Raw genomic sequence first — 20,146 nt, forward strand, 5'->3', positions numbered from 1 at the left:
TGGCTGCGGCTCGCCTGCTGGGGTCAGGACAGACAACTCAGGACAGACAACGGCGCATCGTGCCGCGGCGCTCAGTGGCGCGCGTCGTCCAGCGCCGCTTCCTTCGCCGCGCGGCGTGCGCCCTCGGGCTGGTGCCAGTCGTTGTCGAACAGCGCCGGCTCCCAGCTGCCGTAGAGCGGATTGGGCAGCGGCCACCAGCGTTCGCCGATCCACGCCTGGTAGGGCGCGATCGCCGCGCGGCGGCCGTCGCCGGTGTTGGCAAGGATCTGCACAAAGTCGCCCACCTGGTCGCCGAACTGCATCAGCACGCGGTACTTGCGCGCGACCAGCTGGCGCCGGCAGCTCTTCTCCGAGCCGTTCTGTTCGCAGTCTTCGACGAAAGTGCCCAGGCCGAGGAACTGGCCGTCGTCCTTGATCGGAAAGCCGGCCTGGCGCAGGTTGGCGAGCGTGGCGTCGGCGAGGCTGGCGTCGCGATTGCTGATGTAGAAGACGGTGACGCCCTTTGCTGCCGCGGCATTGAGAAATTCCGCGGCGCCGGGCAGCGGCTTGGCGCGACGTTCGTTCACCCACTCGCCCCAGGCGGCTTCGTTGAAGCCGCGGTGTTCGCGGATCTGCCGCACCGTGCTGGGCGAGTTGTCGAGCACGGTTTCGTCGATGTCGACGATGATCGCGGGCGGCAACTTCGACGGATCGTTGTTGCGCTCGTCCTTCGTCAGCGCGTCCCAGCGCTTGTCGCGCAGGGCCGCATCGAGGCGCTGGCCGGCGGCGCGATAGATCGCGGTGTAGACCAGGTCGCGTTCGAGCGACGTCTGGAACCACGCCGTGGCATTGAGGCTGTCATCGGCGGGCGGGCCCTGCGGTGCCTCGAGCACCGGTGGCGCGGGTGGCTGCGGCGCGGCCACCTGCTGCATGGCGCAGCCGCCCAGCGTGGCGGCGAACAGGACAAGGGTCAGCGGAGCAGGAACGCGCATGGGCAGGCCGGATCGAAAGAACCGGCCGAGTTTAGCGAAGCCGCGCGGCAGTGTGACGTTGTCGGATCGCGAACCGCTCAGCCTTCCAGCAATGCCTTGATCGCGGCGAAACCGGCGATCGCGCGTTCCTGCTTGCGCGCGGCATCGGCGACCGGGTCCGCGCCGTCGCGCTGCAATTCCGCAGCGGGCAATTCGTCGAGGAAACGGCTTGGCTTGAGTCGCAGCTTGTCGCCCCAGCGCGATGCTTCGCGCGAGTGCGACAGCCACAGCTGCTCCTTCGCGCGGGTGATGCCGACGTAGAGCAGGCGTCGTTCTTCGTCGAGGCTGCCTTCTTCGAGCGCCATGTCGTGCGGCAGCGTGCCGTCCTCACAGCCGATGATGAAGACGTAGCGGAATTCCAGGCCCTTGGCGCCGTGCATCGACATCAGACGCACCTGGTTGCCGGCTTCGCCCTTGTCGGCGTGCGAGAGCAGCGCGAGCTGCGCCGCAAGTTCGCCCGGGCCCGAACCCTTGCCGCCATCGAACCAGCCGGCGAGTTCCTCGAGATTTTCCTTGCGCCGCTGGAAGCTGGCTTCGTCTTTGCACTGCGCGCGGATCGACGCAAGCATTCCGGACTTCTCACCGAGCAGGCGTACCAGTTCGGCCGGACTCAGGCGCTGCGCTTCGCCGCGCAGCGAGCGCACGATCTGCATGAAGCCATCGAGCGCGTTCGCCGCGCGCGGTGCCAGTTGCTTCAACGCGCCGACCGATTCGGCCGCACGCGACATCGGCATGTGCTGACCGTGCGCGAGTTCGGCCAGCTTCGCCAGCGTGGTCGCGCCGACTTCGCGCTTGGGTGCCTGCACCGCGCGCAGGAATGCCGCGTCGTCGTCGGGGTTGGCGATCAGGCGTAGCCAGGCGAGCGTGTCCTTCACTTCCTGGCGTTCCAGGAACGCGGTGCCGCCGCTGAGGTGATACGGGATGCGCAGCAGCTGCATCGCCTTTTCCAACGGGCGACTTTGGTGGTTGCCGCGGAACAGGATGCAGAAGTCGCTCCACAGCGCGGAATTCTTCTGCGCGATGAACTGGATCTCGCCCGCGACCTTCTCCGCCTCGTGCGAATTGTCGCGGCATTCCCACACGCGGATGCGTTCGCCGTCGGGCTGGTCGCTCCACAGCGTCTTGGGATGCTCGTGGAAGTTGTGCGCGATCAGCGCATTCGCCGCGCGCAGCACGCGGTTGGAACAGCGGTAGTTCTGCTCCAGCTTGACGATTTCCAGGGTCGGATAATCCTTGCCCAGCTGCAGCAGGTTGTCCGGGTTGGCACCGCGCCAGGCGTAGATCGACTGGTCGTCGTCGCCCACGCAGGTGAACAGCCCCTTCGTGCCCGCCAACGCCTTGAGCAGGCGGTACTGCGCGTCGTTGGTGTCCTGGCATTCGTCGACGAGCAGATAGCCGATGCGTTCGCGCCAGCCCAGGCGCAGATCCTCGTCGGCTTCGAGCAGCTGCACCGGCAGACGGATCAGGTCGTCGAAGTCCACCGCGTTGAAGGTGGTCAGCCGCTGCTGGTACTTCTGGTAGAGCAGCGCCGCGTCCATTTCGCGCGGACTTTGCGCGACTGCGAGTGCTTCTTCCGGGGACAGACCCGCGTTCTTGGCGCGCGAAATCAGGTTGCGCGCGTTGTCGAGCACGTCCGGCTTGCTGCCGGGCGGCAACAGATCCTTGAGCTGCGCACCGGTGTCGTCGCTGTCGAACACCGAGAAGCCGCGGCGCAGCCCGGCCTTGGCGTGTTCGATCTGCAGGAACTTCAATCCCAGCGCGTGGAAGGTGCAGATGGTCAGCCCATCCGCGGCGTCGCCCTTGATGCGCTTGGCGATACGCTCGCGCATTTCCTTCGCCGCCTTGTTGGTGAAGGTGATCGCGGCGATACGGCGCGCAGGCATGCGCCCGGAGGTGATCAGGTGCGCGATCTTTTCGACGATGACGCGGGTCTTGCCGCTGCCGGCGCCGGCGAGCACGAGCAGGGGGCCGTCGGTGTGCAGGACGGCGGCGCGCTGGGGAGGATTGAGGCCGAGCATGGTGGTACCGCAGGAACTGGCGCGTAGTGTACCTGGAGCCGGCGGGGGGCTCGGATAAACTGATCACATGGCCAAGCTCTATTTCTACTACTCGGCGATGAACGCCGGGAAGACCACGACCCTGCTGCAATCCGCGCATAACTACCGCGAACGCGGCATGCGCGTGTTGATCCTGACCCCGCGCCTCGACGACCGTGCCGGCAGCGGCACCGTGGCGTCGCGCATCGGACTGCAGGCGCAAGGCGTCGCCTTCGGGCGCGACGACGACCTCGAGCGGATCGTGCGCGACGACGTGGCCGCGCGGGGCAGAATCGATTGCGTACTTGTCGACGAGGCGCAGTTCCTGGCCAAGTCGCAGGTCTGGCAGCTGAGCGAAGTGGTCGATGCCCTGCGCGTGCCCGTGCTCTGCTACGGCCTGCGCACCGACTTCCGCGGTGAACTGTTCGAAGGCAGCCAATATCTGCTGGCCTGGGCCGACGAGATCAACGAGATCAAGACCATCTGCCACAGCGGCAAGAAGGCGACGATGACGCTGCGTGTCGACGATTCCGGGCGCGCGGTGCAGCAAGGCCCGCAGGTCGAGATCGGCGGCAACGAACGCTACGTGTCGGTGTCGCGCGCCGAGTTCAAGAAGGTGATGCGCGGCGAAGGCACGGTCGACGGATTGCCGGAGCCGCAGCAGCCGCCGTTGCTGTAGGACGGACCTTGGCCCGCAGCTGACGCACAAACGTCGCGATCAACCCCATCCCCGCGCGTTCCCGCGCGCGATGGCGGACAAGCCCTACTGACACGCCGTGCGAATGGCCTGTACTTCGCGCAACACCGCGCCGCCTTCGGGCATGTGCGCCTGCATGTCCTGCAGCAGGGAATCGAGATCGCTGCGCGTGAGCTCCGGGGTCGCGGCGCAATTCCGTTCCGCCAGATAAGCGCGCGCCAGCCAGCGGTCCTTGCGCAATTCGCTGTCGTTGCCCGTGATGGCACTAATCTCGCTCAGGCGCTGCAATGCACCGGAATCTCCGCTGGCCGCCGCCAGCCGCGCCTGCGCGAGTTCCGCGCGCAGCGTGTGCGAATGCGTGGGTCCGTAGCCCGCACGCGTCAGTCGCACCGCATTCTGCAGCGCGTTGCGCGCCCCGACCGCCTCGCCCTGCGCGGCCAACACGATGCCGATCAGACGATCGGTATCGCCGACCAGCGCATGCTCGGCGCCGAATTGAGCGACGCGCAAATGCCGCGACTCGCGCAGCAAAGGCAGCGCATCGGCGTCGAAGCCGGCTTCGTGCAACACCATCGCCTGATTGAACAAGCCGGCGGCGAGCAGGGTCTGGTTCGAGCCCTGGCGCCAGATCGCGATGGCGTGGGCGAGGGCACGCAGCGCCTCGTTCAGGTCGCCACGCTCCCAGGCGGTGATGCCCAAGCTGTTGTAGTTGCGCGCCACATCGGGGTGTTCGCGACCGAGGCGCGCGACGAGCCAGGCCTGGGTTTCGGTGAACTCGCGCTGCGCCTGCGCGAACTTGCCCTGGTCGACATGCAGCGCGGCGAGCTGGCGTCGCGCATCGACGCTGGCCCGGCTGTCGTTGCCGTGCAGTTGCAGGGCCATCGCCAGCGCATCCTGGCAATCGGCTTCGGCGCGCGCGGCATCCCCTTGCATGCGGCGTGCTGCGCAACGATTGCGCAGGATGTCGATCGCGAGCGGATGGCGCGCGCCCACGTGCCGGTGCAGATAGGTCATCGCTTCGTCGTAGCTGCGCAGCGCTGCGGCCGTGTCGCCGGAATCGCTGTGCAGACCGGCCAGGTCGATGAGGTTTTCGACGATGCCCACTTCGTCCGAAGGCGTTTCGCGCCGCACCGCGAGCGAACGTTCGAACATCTGCCGCGCGCCCTGGCGTTCGCCGGCGGCACGTCGGCAGCGGCCGAGCTGCGAATAGAACTGGCTGCTCTGCGGCGGCAGCTGTGCCTGTTCGCCGCGCGCGAGATCCAGGGCCGGTTGCATGAGCGCGATGCATTGCGCGGCTTGGCCCTGATAGGCGAGCAGCTGTCCGCGCAGGGTCAACGATTCCAGCTGCAGGCTTTCGGGAATGTCGCGGGTGTTGTCGACGATCGCGGCCTGGCGCTCCAGCAGCCGCGCGGCTTCGGGATAGTCGCCCAGACCCAGGCGAAGCCGCGCGAGCAGCCCCAGTAGTTCGGCGCGAGCACGCGGCTGGCGACTGGGCTCGGCGCGATCGCGCGCCTCGGCGGTGGTGAGCAGGCTGCGCAGATCCATCGCCTGTCCGGAGGCGTTGCCGGCCTGTTCGAACAGGCCAACCATGAAGTCCTGCATCGCCTGTGCACGCGCGGCTTCCGCCAGCGCCTGACGCGCCTGCCACGCGACCATGCCGATGGACAGTCCCAGCACCACCACCACGGTCGCCGCGCTCGCGAGTGTCCAGCGATGACGCGCGAAATACTTGCGCATCCGGTAGCCCACGCCCTGCGGGCGCGCCAATACCGGACGGCCTTCCTCGTAGCGACGCAGATCGAGCGCGAGCGCTTCCACCGATGGATAGCGCTGCTCGGGCTTCTTCGACAAGGTCTTCAATACGATGTTGTCGAGGTCGCCGGCGATCACGCGCGCGCGCCGGCGCAACCCGACGATCTGTCCCTGCTCGCGCGAGGTGTCGCCTTCGATCCGCCGCAGCAGCGTCTGCGAGGGCTTGAGCGGGTCGGTGAGCAGGATCGCTTCTTCCCACGCCGCATCGCTGTCGCGCTTGAGCCGATAGGGCTTTCGATCGGTGAGCAATTCGTAAAGCACCACGCCGAGCGAATACACGTCGGTCATGGTGGTGACCGGTTCGCCGCGGATCTGCTCGGGTGCGGCGTAGTGCAGGGTGAAGGCGCGCACGCCGGTGCGCGTCTGTTCGACCATCGACACTTCGGTGTCGAGCAGCTTCGCGATGCCGAAGTCGAGCAGGCGCACGTCGCCTGCCGGCGTCACCAGGATGTTCGACGGCTTGAGGTCGCGATGCACGATTAGGTTGGCGTGCGCATGGCTGACCGCATCGCAGACCTGGTGGAACATGTGCAGGCGTTGCGCGATCGGGGTGTCGAGTTCTCGGCAGTAGTCGGTGATCGGCTCGCCGTCGACGTATTCGAGTGCGAGATAGGGCACGCCTTCGGCGGTGACGCCGGCGTCGAGCAGACGCGCGATGTGCGGATGGGTGAGGCGCGCGAGGATCTGCCGCTCGCGAGTGAAGCGCAGGCGCAGATTGGTATCGGTGAGCCCTGGCCGTAGCAGTTTTAGTGCGACCCGGCGCTGATACAGGCCGTCGGCGCGCGAGGCCAGCCAGACCTGGCCCATGCCGCCTTCGCCGAGCAGCCGATCCAGGCGATACGGGCCGACGATCGAGCCGGACTGCACGCCCGGCCGCGGTGGTACCAGCGGTTCATTGAGGAAGTCGTCGTGCTCGTCTTCCAGCGCGATGAGTTCCTCGAGTTCGGCGGTCAGCGCGGCATCTTCGTCGCGCATTTCGCGCAGGCGTTCGGCGCGCGCCTCCGGCGGCAACTCGAATAGCGAATCGAGCAGAGGGGAGAGGCGTTGCCAGCGCTCGGGTTCCATCGCTCGTTCCCGTCTCCCCTGTCGTCATCCCGGCCGCGTGATCCGCTGTTCGCCCGGGGTGTGAGTTCACGCGCAGACTCCGCTGCGCACGGAGCGATCGTGTACCTAGGAATCCTTCAACGACGCCAGCAGGAACAAACGCGCCTTCTGCCAGTCGCGACGGATGCTGCGTTCGGACCGTTCCAGCAACGCGGCGATTTCCAGCTCCGACAAACCGGCGAAGTAGCGCAGCTCGACCACTTGCGCGAGCCTTTGGTCGACCGCGGCGAGCTTGGTCAGTGCGACGTCGAGACCGAGCGTTTCCTCGTCCAGACGCAGCCCGCCTTCGACGTCTTCGGGCAGGTCGGTGACGCGGTGCAGGTCGCCGCCGCGCTTTTGAGCCAGCCGTTGTCGCGCGTAGTCGACCACCACGCTGCGCATCGCCGATGCGGCATAGGCGAAGAAATGGGCACGATCGTCGAATTTCGCTTCGCGCCGGCCGACCAGTTTCAGGTAGGCCTCGTGGACCAGTGCGGTGGCGTCCAGGGTCTGGCCGTGCTGGCCGGCGAGCTGGCGCCGTGCCATCGAGTGCAGCTCGGTGTAGAGGCGTGCGAGCACGTTGTCCAACGCGCCGCGGTCCCCCTCACGGGCTGCATCCAGCAGCAATGTGATGTCCGCACTGTCCGTCATGACCTCGTCCGATGCCGCTGGTCGGCCGAATATAAACCCATTCCGTCATAGCGGCGTGGGGCTGTCCGGGGGCGGCTTGGTCCTGCGTTTGTATCGGCCCGACAAGCGGATGCACCGCGTCTACTTCTGGCAGTGCCCACACCACACCGTGGCGCGCTGCCCGATCACCCCCTGCTTCAAGGCGCGTCCGCAGCGCGGGCAGGGCTCGCCACCACGGCCGTAGGCGGACAGTTCCAATTCGAAATAGCCCGGTTCGCCGTCCGGACTGATGAAGTCGCGCAGCGTGGTGCCGCCGCGTTCGATCGCGTAGGTGAGGATGCGCTTCACCGCCTGGGCCAGCAGCGCGTAGCGCTCGCGCGAGACCTTGCCCGCGGCCCGCAGCGGCGAGATCCCGGCTTCGAACAGCGCTTCAGCGGCGTAGATGTTGCCCACGCCGACGACCACGCGCTGGTCCATCAGGAAGGTCTTCACCGGGGCCTTGCGGCGGCGGCTCAGCTCGAACAGGTAGTCGCCGTCGAACTCCTCCGACAGCGGTTCGGGCCCGAGGTCCTGGAGCAGCTCGTGGATTTCCCCCGGCGGTTGCCACAACAGGCTGCCGAAGCGCCTTGGGTCGGTGAAACGCAGCACGCGCCGCGAATCCAGGGCGAGGTCGACGTGGTCGTGGGCCTTCACCGGCGTGGTCGGCGGCAGCACGCGCAGGCTGCCGGACATGCCCAGATGCAGCAATGCGCTACCGGCCGCGGTATCGAGCAACAGGTACTTGGCCCGCCGACGGACGGCGGCGATGCGCTGGCCCGGGAGCAGGTCGCGGATTTCGTCCGGGATCGGCCAGCGCAGGTCCGGGCGGCGCAGGGTCACGCCGGTGACAGTGCGGCCTTCCAGGTGTGGGGCGAGGCCGCGGCGGGTGGTTTCGACTTCAGGCAATTCGGGCATCGACCTAGCTTAGGAACTACGCCCCGTTCTTTGTAGAGCGGAGCTTGCTCCGCTGCTTCCGACTGGCTGATCCGGCCGGACGATCCGGGGGCATGGAAAGCAAAGGCAGCGGAGCAAGCTCCGCTCTACAGGGCCAGGTCCGGCTTGCGCGATCGGGCCATTCGTCCACCCTGTTCAGCCTTTCCCCTTGTTTCGGGCCTTCACACCCCCCATCACACTCCGCGTTCCATACAGGGGCGAATATATCGGCGGGGTGGCAAACTCCCGCGCGGGAAACGTCCTTTCATCCACCCTCTTCGTCACGGCGAAGGCGGGCGCGCCCGCTCCGGAGTTGTCATGTCCGCATTGCTCGATTTCCTCGCCGGGGGCCTGTTGCAGGCCGGCTGGGTTTCCATCGCGATCTATTTCCTGATCGCCACTCAGCTCACCATCTTCTCGGTCACGCTGTACCTGCATCGTTCGCAGGCGCATCGCGCGGTCGACTTCCATCCGGTGCTGGCGCATGTCTTCCGTTTCTGGACGTGGTTGTCGACCTCGATGATCACCAAGGAATGGGCCGCGATCCATCGCAAGCATCATGCGAAGTGTGAGACCGAAGAGGATCCGCACAGCCCGCAGATCAAGGGCATCAAGACCGTGTTCTGGCGCGGCGTCGAGCTGTACAAGGAAGCGCGCAACGATCGCGAGTCGATCGAGAAGTACGGCAAGGGCTGCCCGGACGACTGGATCGAGCGTCACCTCTACACGCCGCACGCCACGATGGGCCCGACCCTGTATCTGTTCATCAGCTTCGCGCTGTTCGGTTTCGTCGGCGTCGCGCTGTGGGCGATCCAGATGGCGTGGATTCCGTTCTGGGCCGCGGGCGTGGTCAATGGCCTGGGCCACTGGTGGGGCTATCGCAATTTCGAAAGCGCCGACACCTCGACCAATCTGTCGCCGTGGGGCGTGTGGATCGGCGGCGAGGAGCTGCACAACAACCATCACGCCTTCCCGTCGTCGGCGAAGTTCGCGCTGCGCAAGTTCGAAGTCGACATCGGCTGGGTGGCGATCCGTGTGTTCGAGAAGATCGGCATGGCCAAGGTGCTGCGCGTCGCGCCGGCGCTCGACGTGCGCCCCAACATCGCGATGCCCGACGGCGAAACGATGAAGGCGCTGCTCGCGATCCGCTTCCAGGCGATGACCGACTACTACCGCAACGTCACCCTGCCGGCGCTGCGCGAAACCAAGTTCAAACTGCCGCGCAAGCTGCGCCAAGGTCTGGCCGATGGCGGCCGCTGGCTCGACGACGACAAGCGCGCGCGTTTGCAGGCATGGCTGGCCGAGCGTCCGCGCATGGCCCAGCTGGCTGAATTCCGCGCCAAGCTCGCCCAGGTGCTGGACGAGCGTTCGCACGATGCGCAGGCCACGCTGGCCAAGCTGCAGGCCTGGTGCGCTGAAGCCGAGGCGTCGGGCAATGCCGCGCTGCAAGCCTTCTCGATGCGCATGAAGGGTTACGCGCTCGCACCGGCGCGCTTCGGCGCGTGATGCGCGCACGTCGCGCACGAGTGATGCAGGAAGGGGCGGCGACGCCCCTTCCTTGTTTTACGGTTCAGCCCATGCACCGCAGAGTGCGCGGCATGTCTGCCTTTTTGAAACTGTCCGCGAGCCTCGGCCTGCTGTGGCCCGCACTGGCGAGCGCGCAGGTCACCGCGAGCAATGAATATCTCGCGCGCATGGATGCCGATGCCGACGGTCGCGTGGCCCTGGCCGAATACCAGGCGTGGATGGGCTATGCCTTCGAGCAGATGGACCTCAATCGCGACGGCCTGCTGACCGCGGACGAGCTCCCTGGTGGCAAGGGCAAGACGATTTCTATGGTCGAGCACCGCGAGTCACTGGCCGCGATGTTCCGCCGCCAGGATGCGGATGGCGACGGCTTCCTCAATGCGCAGGAACTGGCCGCGCCGCCGCGCTAGAGTTCCCCGGCGGGGGCATTCGTTTCCGTGTCCGCGCAAGTTCGCTTCTGCCGCTGTCTGTGATTGACAGACGAAAGGCCCTTCCGTAGGGTGCCGCGCAATTTGCCTGACTCGGCAAAGTATCACCGCTTCTTCTATTAGTCATTGGACGCAGGCGCTCGCCGTCGCATGAGGATTGTGTATGCCTAGGAAGTTTGTCCGCCTGAGGTCGCGTGCAGCCTCAGGGGCGCTCGTGATTTCCGCGCTTGCTTTGATGTATGCGGGGCCAGTATCGGCCGCCGCCTATGTTTGCGTGCCCCGGCACATCCAAGTCGATGGCGGCGGCGAGGTCGCGGTCGAGTCCTGCTGGTGGGAGTACACGCTCGACGACTTCAAGCTTGGTGGCGGTGGAAGCCCCGGCGGCGGGGCGCCAGGTGAAGTTGGCGGTTCGGGCGGGAGTGGCTCCACCGACAAATCGGTAGGCGACAAGACCAAGGAGAAGGCCAAGCCGACCAACTGCAACGAGACGACCCAGCACCCCGTCCAGGTCGCCAGCGGCAACAAGATCAAGGCAGAAGTCGACTTCGTCCTGCCTCCGAACGAAATGCCATTGGGTGTAGCCCGCTTCTACGACAAATCCCTGGGAAAGTCGGGCATTTTCGGCCCGAAGTGGTCCTCGAGCCTCGACTACACAGTGACGTATACCTACGGAACGACGTTGACCTGTTCCGGCATGCTGAACAGCGCGAACATATGCAACAGCGGTAGCGCAACGCTAACCGAGATCAAGGCGTTCCGTCCTGGCGGGTCCAAGTTGACGTTTACCAAGGGCACGGATGGCGTTTGGCGCGATCAGTTGGGCGACGTGTTCGCGCCGTCCGGCAGCAATTGGGTACTGACGCTGCTCGATGGTGGCCGTGAAACGTATGACGCGACTGGCAAGCCTCTCACCTTGCTCGGCCCGCGCGGCATCGGTTTGACCTACACCTACGTCAATGGGCGCCTGTCGACTGTCACTCACTCGTCGGGGCGCGCACTTCAAATCGCCTGGGCCACGAATCCCGTCTATGTAAGCGCCGTCACCGCGCCAAACGGAAAAACGTATAGCTATTCGTACACCGGCGGCTATCTGTCGGGCGTTACCTACCCCGATTCATTGGGCACCCGCACGTACCACTATGAAGACGCCAGCCAGGCTGGCGGCCTTACCGGCATCTCCGTCAATGGCGTACGGCACACCCGCTACGCGTATTACGCCGACGGCAAGGCCAAGGAATCCGGACTGGACGGTGGCATCGAGAAGAGCAGCTTTGCTTACGGTACCAACTACACCAACGTCACCAACGCGCTGGGGCAAACGTCGGTCTACCACGTCGCCGACGTCAACGGCGCGAGGCGAGTAACGGGCGTCGACCGCCCGGCCACGGGTACCTGCCCGGCAGGCGCCACCAGCACGGCATTCGATGCGCAAGGCAATACCGATTACGAAGTCGATGCGAGCGGAGTAAAGACCGACTACACCTACGATGCCGACCAGCGGATCACCCAGAAGGTCGTCGGAACCGGTCCCAATGGCGAGACGGATCAGCAGCAGATCACGATCTTCGAGTGGGATCCGGTCATCAAGACGCGACTGCTAGCCGTAAAGCTGTACGGCAGCAGCACCACTCAGCCGATCTCGGAAACGATCTATGACTACTACCCGGCCGGCGATCCGGCAGAGCGCCTGCTGCGGTCCGTAAAGACCATCAACCGCAGTGCCAACGGTGTTGCCAACCAGGAGCGCCTCATTAGCTACGGCTATACCATCGGCGCCAATCGACTCATCCAGAAGATGATCGTCGACGGACCACAGGCGGGCACGGCCGATCAAACGACGTACCAATACGACAGCGCCGGAAACCTGACTTCGATCGCCGATCCGTTTGCCAACACCACGACCTACAGCAACTACAACGCACTGGGCCAGGCTGGTCGCGTGGCCAATGCAAACGGCTCGGCCACTGACTATGCCTATGACGCGAGGGGACGGATACTCACGGAAACGCTTGGTACGCGCGTCATTACGTACGCCTACAATGGCCTGGATCAGGTGACCAGCGTCACCAACAATTTCGGTGGAAAGATCAGCTACGCCTACAACGGCGCAGGCCTGCTGCTGTCCGCCTCCCTGCCGCGACGGACGCTCCAGGACAGTTTCGGCGTAAAGGAATACGAGGACACTTACATCTCGCTCAACTACAACCTGATGGGGCAGTCCCTCTACCGCTACGTGACGGGGATGTACACCTATCAGGAGCGAGACCCCGAATTCGGCGGCTGGGTAACCGATAGCTATCCCACCACCAACCAGGTTTCGTCGTCCCAGTACGATGCGGGTGGATTCAAGTCGTCAGAACAAGGTGGCAATAGCCAGAAGACCACCTATACCTACAACAGCAACGGCGACGTCGAAACCGCTTCCGATGCTCTCGGCCGCAAGTACACCTACTACTACGACCGACGTCGCCGGGTCAGCCGTGTCGTGGATTCTGATCAGAAGAGCAGCTACTACTACTACGACGCGCATGGCAACCTGAGCCAGGCAGTCGATCCGCGCGGGCTTGCCACGGTCTACACGCGAGATGGCTTTGGCCAAATTACCAAGCTTGTCAGCCCGGATGCCGGCACCACGACGTACAAGTACGACGCTGCGGGCAACCGCACTGAGATGACGCGCGCCGACGGCAGCGTGACTGCCTACACCTACGACGCCGGAAATCGCCTGACGAACGCGACCTCCGGTGGGCAGTCGCTCGCCTACGCCTATGACTGGTGCTGGAATGGCAAGGGCAAGTTGTGCGGTTTCTCTGACCCGAGCGGGTCGTGGACGAACGTTGACTACACCCAGGACGGCCTGCTCAACGCGCGCCGCGACTACATTGTCGGAAGTGGTGTGGGTTCGGACTACTTCACCTATTACACGTACGACGCCATGCGTCGCCTGTCGACCATCAAGTATCCCGACGGCACGCAGGCTCGCTACACCTACAACGAGTACGACGGCAACGTCTCGCGTCTGGAAGTGAACATTGGCGGGGTCTGGAAATCGGTAGCTACCGACCTGCAGTACCAGGCTTTCGGTCGCTACAGGTATTTCACGTTTGGCAACGGTCTGGGGCGCAGTCGCTTCGAGGATGCGAGCGCACGTGCGACCAAGATCGAGACCACTGGGCTGCAGCAGCTGGATTACAGCTACAACACGGCCAATGAAGTCACCACGATCACCAATGGCATCGACGCCGGCCTGACCCAGCAGTACACCTACGACCTGCTTTCGCGCCTGCAGTCGAATACGATGGGCGGTGGCACAACGACGTTGGGGTACGACGCGACTGGCAACCGGACTTCGATTGTTTCGGGCGCGACCAATACTTACACCATCGATGCTTCCAGCAACCACCTTTCCAGTGTGAGCGGGATTGGTGGCGGCTCGTACGCCTACGATGTCCTGGGCAATCGCATCCAAGGGCCGCAGGGCAACAACGTCGCCCATTACGCCTATGACCCGTTCAATCGTTTGCGGCAGTCGGATAGCTATAACGGGGTCTCATGGCCGACCACCACCTACACCAGCAACGTCTGGAACGAACGCCAGTACAAGTCTGGGCCGATGGGCAACTACCGCTACGTCTACACGCCGGATCACCAGCTGTTGACCGAACACCAGGACAACGGTGACGTCTGGACCAACTACCTCTGGCTGAATGGAGAAGTGGTCGGTTTCGTACGGGCCGGGCAGTTGTATTTCGTGCACGCCGACCATCTCGGCCGCCCGGAGGTCGTGACCAACGCCACCAAGGCGGTGGTATGGCGGGCCGCAAATCAGGCTTTCGGACGCATCGTCACGCAAGACAGCGTGGGCGGATTCAATCTCGGATTCCCGGGCCAGTACTACGACGGCGAAACCGGCCTTTGGTACAACCTCAATCGTTACTACGATTCGGCGCGGGGCAGCTATATCCAGTCCGATCCGATCGGGTTGATGGCTGGCATCAACACGTATGCATATGTAGATGGAAACCCAGTCAGCAAGGTTGATCCATTTGGATTGGATGACGTCGCTTTAAACCTCTATGGAGGCGGCGTAATCGACAAGATGCCCGATCGTAGGGGACGTCTGCCTGATTACGTAAAAGTGTCAGTCAATGTATACGTAACGTCTTTTACGTTCACGCGAGCAAGGAATGGACACGTGTATATGTCCGTCGGGGCCAACAGACCCTATCCGCACCCGGTTTCTGCTGGAGTAAGCGCGTCCGTGGGCTGGTTAGAGCAGCCGTGCACGCCATCCTCCGAAAAATTGGACCGGTTCCATACTGGCGCCGGAGCGGCGACCTCCGGTGCATATGCCGATGTTGGTGGCGCTGTTACATATGTCCCGGGCGAGGGGTTCTCGGGCGAAGTTGGTGTTGGCACGGGATTTAGCCTAGAGGGCACTCGTGGGACAGGTGGGCTCGGTGGCGACTATGGAACGATCATCAGCACTGACGGCTGGGGTTGGAGCTGGTAGTGCCGCGCCTACTGTTCGCGACTGGGATTGGGGTGCTGTTCGTTCTGGGCGGCACCCTGTTTCTGCGGCAGCTGATGTCCGCCAATGAAAGCGGACGACCGAGTCGTCATCAGCTTGAAGCTGAGATGGCGGAATTTCGGGGTCGATTTGGACTGAGCAACGATCACTACTTTGATCGAGGCTCTTTGGTCGGCATAGCATCGGACGGCTCGGTAGCTATAGAGCCTGAGGCTTTTGCTAGCTTTGCCGGAACCTCGGGATGGACATACGTCGGTAAGTTCGACGGTCCGTATTTCGTGGAACACCGCTTCTGCAAAGGAAGGCTTTCGTTGAATTTGGAGCAGGGCAGCGGGGGCCAAGGCTATTCCATTGCGTCTCTACGCTGGACCTCGAGTCGTCGTTCTCCCGCTTATTGTGGTCCTTGATAGCCTCTGATTTCCGGCGCCAGAGGCCGGGTCATGAGATAGGCCCTAAAATGCGCCCATGACCATCCTCGTAACCGGCGCAGCCGGCTTCATCGGCGCCTACGTGTGCCGTGCCCTGCGTGACCGCGGCGATACCGTGGTCGGGCTCGATAACTACAACGACTACTACGATCCGCAGATCAAGCGCGATCGCGTCGCGGCGCTGTGTCCCGACATCGACATCCGCGCGCTGGACCTGACCGATCGCGATGGCTTGGCCGCGCTGTTCGACGAGGTGAAGCCGGATCGCGTCGTGCACCTCGCCGCGCAGGCCGGCGTGCGCTATTCGCTGACCAATCCGCACGCCTACGTCGACAGCAATCTGACCGGCTTCGTGAACATGCTTGAGCTGTGTCGCCATCGTGGCGTGCAGCATCTGACGTACGCGAGTTCGTCGTCGGTGTACGGCGATTCGGCAACGCCGCCGTTCTCCGAAGACCAGCGCGTCGACCAGCCGCGTTCGCTGTACGCCGCAACCAAGGCCGCGAACGAACTGATGGCGTACACCTACGCGCAGCTGTACGACCTGCGATCGACCGGCCTGCGCTTCTTCACTGTGTACGGCCCCTGGGGTCGGCCAGACATGGCGCCGCTGCTGTTCTCGCGCGCGGTGCTGGCCGGCCGCCCGATCGAGGTGTTCAACCATGGCCGGATGCGCCGCGACTTCACCTTCGTCGCCGACATCGTCGCCGGCGTGCTCGGCGCGCTCGATCACCCGCCGGGTGATGAGCCGCCGCACCGGGTCTTCAACCTGGGCAACCACACCCCGGTGGAACTGGAGCGCTTCATCGGCGTGATCGAACAGGCGGCCGGACGCCCCGCGCAGAAGGTCTACAAGGACATGCAGCCGGGCGACATGGTCGAAACCATGGCCGACACCGCGCGGGCCCACGCGGCCTTCGGATTCGAGCCCGCGACCTCCATCGAGACGGGCTTGCCGCAGGTCGTGGCCTGGTGCCGCGACTATTTCGGCGATCGGGCCTGACGTACGCGCTGACGCCGTCATCCCGGGCGGGTACGATGCACGCCGCCATTCTCAATTCCGCCGCGCCACCCGCGCGGCCCGCAGTGCCCTGATGACCGCCACGCAGCCCCAGATCTCCGTCGTCGTGCCCGTGTTCAACGAGCAGGACAACGTCGCCCCGCTCATCCACGAGATCGTGGCTGCGCTGCGCGGCGTGGTGCCGTTTGAGATCGTCTACATCGACGACCATTCGCGCGACAACACCCTGGCGACCCTGCGGGGGCTGAAGGCGCAGGTGCCCGAGCTGCGCGTGCTGCACCACGTCAGCCAGAGCGGGCAGAGCACCGCCATACGCACCGGCGTGAAGGCCGCGCGCGGCGAATGGATCGCCACGCTGGACGGCGATGGCCAGAACGATCCGGCCGACATTCCCAATCTGATCGCGGAGCGCGCCAAGGGCGCCGCGAACGTGAAGCTGTTCGCCGGCTGGCGGGTCAATCGCCAGGACACCGGCAGCAAGCGCTGGGCGTCGAAGTGGGCCAATGCGATCCGCGCACGCATGCTGCGTGATGCCACGCCCGACACCGGTTGCGGTATCAAGCTGTTCGAGCGCGCCGCGTTCCTCGATCTGCCTTATTTCGACCATATGCACCGCTACCTGCCGGCGTTGATGCAACGCGCAGGCTGGAAGACGGTAAGCGTGCCGGTCCACCACCGCGCGCGTACCGCCGGCGTGTCCAAGTACAACAACCTCAACCGCGCCCTGGTCGGCATCCGCGATCTGCGCGGTGTGGCGTGGCTGATCACGCGCAGCAAGCGCACTGCGGTCGAGGAAGTCTGAGATGCTGCTGATGGCTGCAGAGGCCGCCGTCGGCGGTGGCGCGGATGTCATGAATTCGCCGATCGCATGGCTGGCCTGGACCGGTCTGCACATGTCGCCGTGGAAGCTGATCGGCCTGACCGGCGCGCTGATGTTCGGCGGGCGCTGGCTGGTGCAGTTCCTGGCTTCCCGCAAGCACGGCAAGCCGGTGATCCCGCGGCTGTTCTGGTACATGAGCCTGGTCGGCAGCGTGATGACGCTGGCCTATTTCGTGTTCTCGGCCAAGCAGGACTCGGTCGGGGTGATCCAGAACCTGTTCCCGGCCTTCACCGCGGCCTACAGCCTGTACCTGGACATCCAGCACCGCGGCTGGCACCGGGACAAGGCCAGCCACTGAGCGCGGAAGGCGTCGACACAGCGGTTGTCACCCGCAGCGGGTGATGCCTGTCACTAGCGCGGGCAGATGGGCGTCAGGAGGATGCGGCTTCCTCCACGCGAACGGACGAAGCCATGAGTTACCTACCGCGCAAGGGCGCCTACGGAATCGACGCGCCTATGGTGCCGCTGCTGATGGCGATCGGCACCGCGCTTTCCTTCGTGCTTCTGCTCGCCACGCCGCTGCGCGGACTGTGGCTGACGGGCGCGGTGTTGCTGCTGTCGGTGGTGTGTTACCTGCATTCCACCTGGCGCGGCAAGTTCCTGGTCTGGAACTCGTTGCTCGACGGTGCCGAACTGCGCGGCGACGAGCGCGTCCTCGACCTGGGCTGCGGCCGCGGCGCCGTGTTGCTGCTGGCTGCGCAACGCGTGCCACGAGGTTCTGCCGTCGGCATCGACATCTGGAGCACGGCGGACCAGTCCGGCAATGCGATCGCAATGACCGAACGCAACGCGATCGCCGAGGGTGTCGCCGACCGCGTGGAACTGCAGACCGCCGACATGCGCGAACTGCCGTTCGCGGCAGACGGCTTCGACCTGATCGTCTCCAACGTCGCCATCCACAACGTCAACGATGCCGCCGGCCGCGAGCAAGCCATCGATGAGGCCTGGCGCGTCCTGCGCCCGGGTGGACGGCTGCTGATCGCCGACATCTCCCATGTCGGCACCTATCGCCAGCGTCTGCAGGCCTTGGGTGCAGCCGACCTGCACCAGCGCGGGCTGGGCTGGCGGATGTGGTGGGGCGGTCCGTGGATGCGGACCGGGCTGGTGTCGGCACGCAAACCCGGCGGCTGAGCGTTCCCGGGCGCCAGCGGTCATTCCGAAAAAGCAGCAGAACGGCAGGCCAAGGCCGCCTGCCGGAATGCGAAGATCGGCACCTCGCCTCGCTTTCGGTAGTCCCCGACGTGAAACCACTGCTCGCCGCCCTGCTGTGCGGCCCCTTCGCCCTCGTCGCCACTGCCACGTTGGCTGTGCCGAAGCCCACCGCTCCCATCACCGCACAGGGTGCCGACGCGCGCTTCGAGGCGATCTACCAGAAGGAATGGAAGTGGCGCCAGGCCGAATTCGGCATGGCCGACGAGGACAACGACAACTCCGGCAGTCGTCATGACCTGCCGTCGGTGGATCCGGCAAGCGAGGCCGCGCGCCTGCGGGTGTGGGACGACGTGCTGCGTCAGCTTGGCGCGATCGATCCGACGCAACTGAGCGCCGAAAACCGCATCAACCTGGCGATCTACCGCGACCAGATCGACAACCTCGCCGCCGATGTGCGTCTGCGCGGTTACGAGATGCCGCTCAATTCGGATTCCTCGTTCTGGTCGAACCTGGGCTTCATGACCCGACGCCAGCTGCACAACGTCGAGGATTACCAGGCCTACATCGATCGCCTGAGCGACGTGCCGCGCTACTTCGACCAGAACATCGCCAACATGCGTACCGGCCTCGCGCGCGGCTTCAGCGTGCCGCGCGCGGTGCTGGACGGGCGCGACGCGTCGATCGCGATGGTGGCGCAGGTGCGCGAGCCGGAGCTGTCCGGCTTCTACGAGCCGTTCAAGAAGATGCCGGCGACGATTTCCGCGGCCGAGCAGGCGCGACTGCGTGCCGCCGGCGCCAAGGCAATCCGCGAACGGCTGATTCCGGCGTACGCCAAGCTGCTGGTGTTCTTCCGCGACGAATACATGCCCAAGGCGCGGCGCACGCTCGGTGCGGAGCAGTTGCCCGACGGCGCCGCCTACTACCGCCAGCAGATCCGCGAATACACCACGCTCGATCTCGATCCCGAGAAGATCCACCAGATCGGTCTGCAGGAAGTCGCGCGCATCCAGGGCGAGATGGATTCGATCATCGATCAGGTTGGCTTCAAGGCGCCGGCTGGGGAAAACCGCTTTGCCGCGTTCCTGAAGTTCCTGCGCACCGACAAGCAGTTCTACGCGACCACGCCGCAGGAGCTGCTCGCGCGTGCGGCGTGGATCTCCAAGCGTGTCGACGGCGAGATCGGCAAGTTCATCGGCACGTTGCCGCGCGAGCGCTTCACGATCGTGCCAGTGCCGGCCGACATCGCGCCGTTCTGGACCAGTGGTCGCGGCGGCGCCGGTACCTATTGGGTCAATACCTACGACCTGCCGTCGCGCCCGCTCTACAACCTGCCGGCGCTGACCCTGCACGAGTCGTCGCCCGGTCATGCGCTGCAGGGCTCATTAGCCAAGGAGCAGGGCCAGCTGCCGGAGTTCCGCCGCAACAGCTACATCTCCGCCTACGGCGAGGGCTGGGGCCTGTACAGCGAGAAGCTCGGCAAGGAGATGGGCATCTACGAGACGCCGTACGAGGACTTCGGCCGCCTCAGCTACGAGATGTGGCGTGCGTGCCGGTTGGTCATCGACACCGGCGTGCACCACAAGGGCTGGACCCGCGAGCAGGCGCAGGCCTACCTGCGCGACCACACCGCCCTGAGCGAGCACGAGGTCGTAACCGAAGTCGATCGCTACATCTCCTGGCCGGGTCAGGCGCTGAGCTACAAGCTGGGCGAGATCACGATCGTGCGCTTGCGTGCCGAGGCCGAGAAGGCGTTGGGGCCGAAGTTCGATATCAAGGCCTTCCACGACACCCTGCTCAGCCAGGGCTCGGTGCCGCTGCCGGTGCTGGAGCAGCAGGTAAGGGCGTTTATTGCGAAGGCGGCGGCGGGCGCTGGCAAGCGGGCTGACACAGCCGCGCCCTGAACCCTGGGCCCTCGCCCTGGAAAAAATCTTGCCCTTCT

15 protein-coding genes are annotated in these 20,146 nt (G+C 65.0%); 10 read left to right on the plus strand and 5 right to left on the minus strand.

The annotated features are described in order from the left end of the window. Nucleotides 1-71: 71 nt before the first annotated feature. Both ACYVGK_RS01700 and ACYVGK_RS01705 read right to left on the minus strand, forming a co-directional pair. Entirely contained in the window at nucleotides 72-971 is a 900-nt protein-coding gene (locus ACYVGK_RS01700) for a 5'-nucleotidase, lipoprotein e(P4) family (protein WP_460731498.1), read from the minus strand. Nucleotides 972-1,048: 77 nt separating this feature from the next. Further along, nucleotides 1,049-3,028, minus strand: a complete 1,980-nt coding sequence (locus ACYVGK_RS01705) for a UvrD-helicase domain-containing protein (RefSeq protein ID WP_460731499.1) — start codon at nucleotides 3,026-3,028, stop codon at nucleotides 1,049-1,051. Nucleotides 3,029-3,095: 67 nt separating this feature from the next. Here ACYVGK_RS01705 and ACYVGK_RS01710 point away from each other — a divergent pair, with 67 nt between their 5' ends. Next, on the plus strand, nucleotides 3,096-3,725 hold the full coding sequence (locus tag ACYVGK_RS01710) for a thymidine kinase (RefSeq protein ID WP_460731500.1): 630 nt from the start codon (nucleotides 3,096-3,098) through the stop codon (nucleotides 3,723-3,725). Between the two features lie 84 nt (nucleotides 3,726-3,809). Here ACYVGK_RS01710 and ACYVGK_RS01715 read toward each other — a convergent pair whose 3' ends face one another. From ACYVGK_RS01715 to mutM, 3 genes are all read right to left on the minus strand, one after another. Beyond that, nucleotides 3,810-6,620: a protein kinase domain-containing protein gene (locus ACYVGK_RS01715; protein WP_460731501.1), complete on the minus strand. Its 2,811-nt coding sequence runs from the start codon at nucleotides 6,618-6,620 to the stop codon at nucleotides 3,810-3,812. A gap of 105 nt (nucleotides 6,621-6,725) precedes the next feature. After that, nucleotides 6,726-7,289, minus strand: coding sequence for an ECF-type sigma factor (locus ACYVGK_RS01720; protein ID WP_460731502.1), 564 nt, complete (start codon nucleotides 7,287-7,289; stop codon nucleotides 6,726-6,728). A 120-nt stretch (nucleotides 7,290-7,409) separates the two neighbouring features. Beyond that, on the minus strand, nucleotides 7,410-8,222 hold the full coding sequence (mutM, locus tag ACYVGK_RS01725; RefSeq protein WP_460731503.1) for a bifunctional DNA-formamidopyrimidine glycosylase/DNA-(apurinic or apyrimidinic site) lyase: 813 nt from the start codon (nucleotides 8,220-8,222) through the stop codon (nucleotides 7,410-7,412). A 336-nt stretch (nucleotides 8,223-8,558) separates the two neighbouring features. Here mutM and ACYVGK_RS01730 point away from each other — a divergent pair, with 336 nt between their 5' ends. The 9 genes from ACYVGK_RS01730 to ACYVGK_RS01770 all read left to right on the plus strand — a co-directional run bounded on the left by ACYVGK_RS01730 (nucleotide 8,559) and on the right by ACYVGK_RS01770 (nucleotide 20,108). Continuing rightward, on the plus strand, nucleotides 8,559-9,746 hold the full coding sequence (locus ACYVGK_RS01730; RefSeq protein ID WP_460731504.1) for a DesA family fatty acid desaturase: 1,188 nt from the start codon (nucleotides 8,559-8,561) through the stop codon (nucleotides 9,744-9,746). Nucleotides 9,747-9,829: 83 nt separating this feature from the next. Further along, nucleotides 9,830-10,177, plus strand: coding sequence for an EF-hand domain-containing protein (locus ACYVGK_RS01735; RefSeq protein WP_460732417.1), 348 nt, complete (start codon nucleotides 9,830-9,832; stop codon nucleotides 10,175-10,177). Nucleotides 10,178-10,469: 292 nt separating this feature from the next. Next, on the plus strand, nucleotides 10,470-14,708 hold the full coding sequence (locus ACYVGK_RS01740) for an RHS repeat-associated core domain-containing protein (protein WP_460731505.1): 4,239 nt from the start codon (nucleotides 10,470-10,472) through the stop codon (nucleotides 14,706-14,708). Further along, entirely contained in the window at nucleotides 14,708-15,133 is a 426-nt protein-coding gene (locus ACYVGK_RS01745) for a hypothetical protein (protein WP_460731506.1), read from the plus strand. The genes ACYVGK_RS01740 and ACYVGK_RS01745 overlap by 1 nt, the downstream gene beginning before the upstream one ends. 58 nt (nucleotides 15,134-15,191) lie before the next feature. Further along, nucleotides 15,192-16,157: an NAD-dependent epimerase/dehydratase family protein gene (locus tag ACYVGK_RS01750; protein ID WP_460731507.1), complete on the plus strand. Its 966-nt coding sequence runs from the start codon at nucleotides 15,192-15,194 to the stop codon at nucleotides 16,155-16,157. 91 nt (nucleotides 16,158-16,248) lie between these two features. Further along, nucleotides 16,249-16,977: a glycosyltransferase family 2 protein gene (locus tag ACYVGK_RS01755; RefSeq protein WP_460731508.1), complete on the plus strand. Its 729-nt coding sequence runs from the start codon at nucleotides 16,249-16,251 to the stop codon at nucleotides 16,975-16,977. Nucleotides 16,978-16,987: 10 nt separating this feature from the next. Next, nucleotides 16,988-17,353: a lipid-A-disaccharide synthase N-terminal domain-containing protein gene (locus ACYVGK_RS01760; protein ID WP_460732418.1), complete on the plus strand. Its 366-nt coding sequence runs from the start codon at nucleotides 16,988-16,990 to the stop codon at nucleotides 17,351-17,353. Nucleotides 17,354-17,466: 113 nt separating this feature from the next. After that, a complete protein-coding gene (locus tag ACYVGK_RS01765) occupies nucleotides 17,467-18,186 on the plus strand; it encodes a class I SAM-dependent methyltransferase (protein ID WP_460731509.1) in 720 nt (239 codons plus the stop codon). 110 nt (nucleotides 18,187-18,296) lie between these two features. After that, the gene (locus ACYVGK_RS01770) at nucleotides 18,297-20,108 is read left to right on the plus strand and encodes a DUF885 domain-containing protein (RefSeq protein WP_460731510.1); all 1,812 of its coding nucleotides are present in this window, start codon (nucleotides 18,297-18,299) and stop codon (nucleotides 20,106-20,108) included. The last annotated feature ends 38 nt before the right edge of the window (nucleotides 20,109-20,146 follow it).

Source organism: Lysobacter tyrosinilyticus (assembly GCF_054779815.1).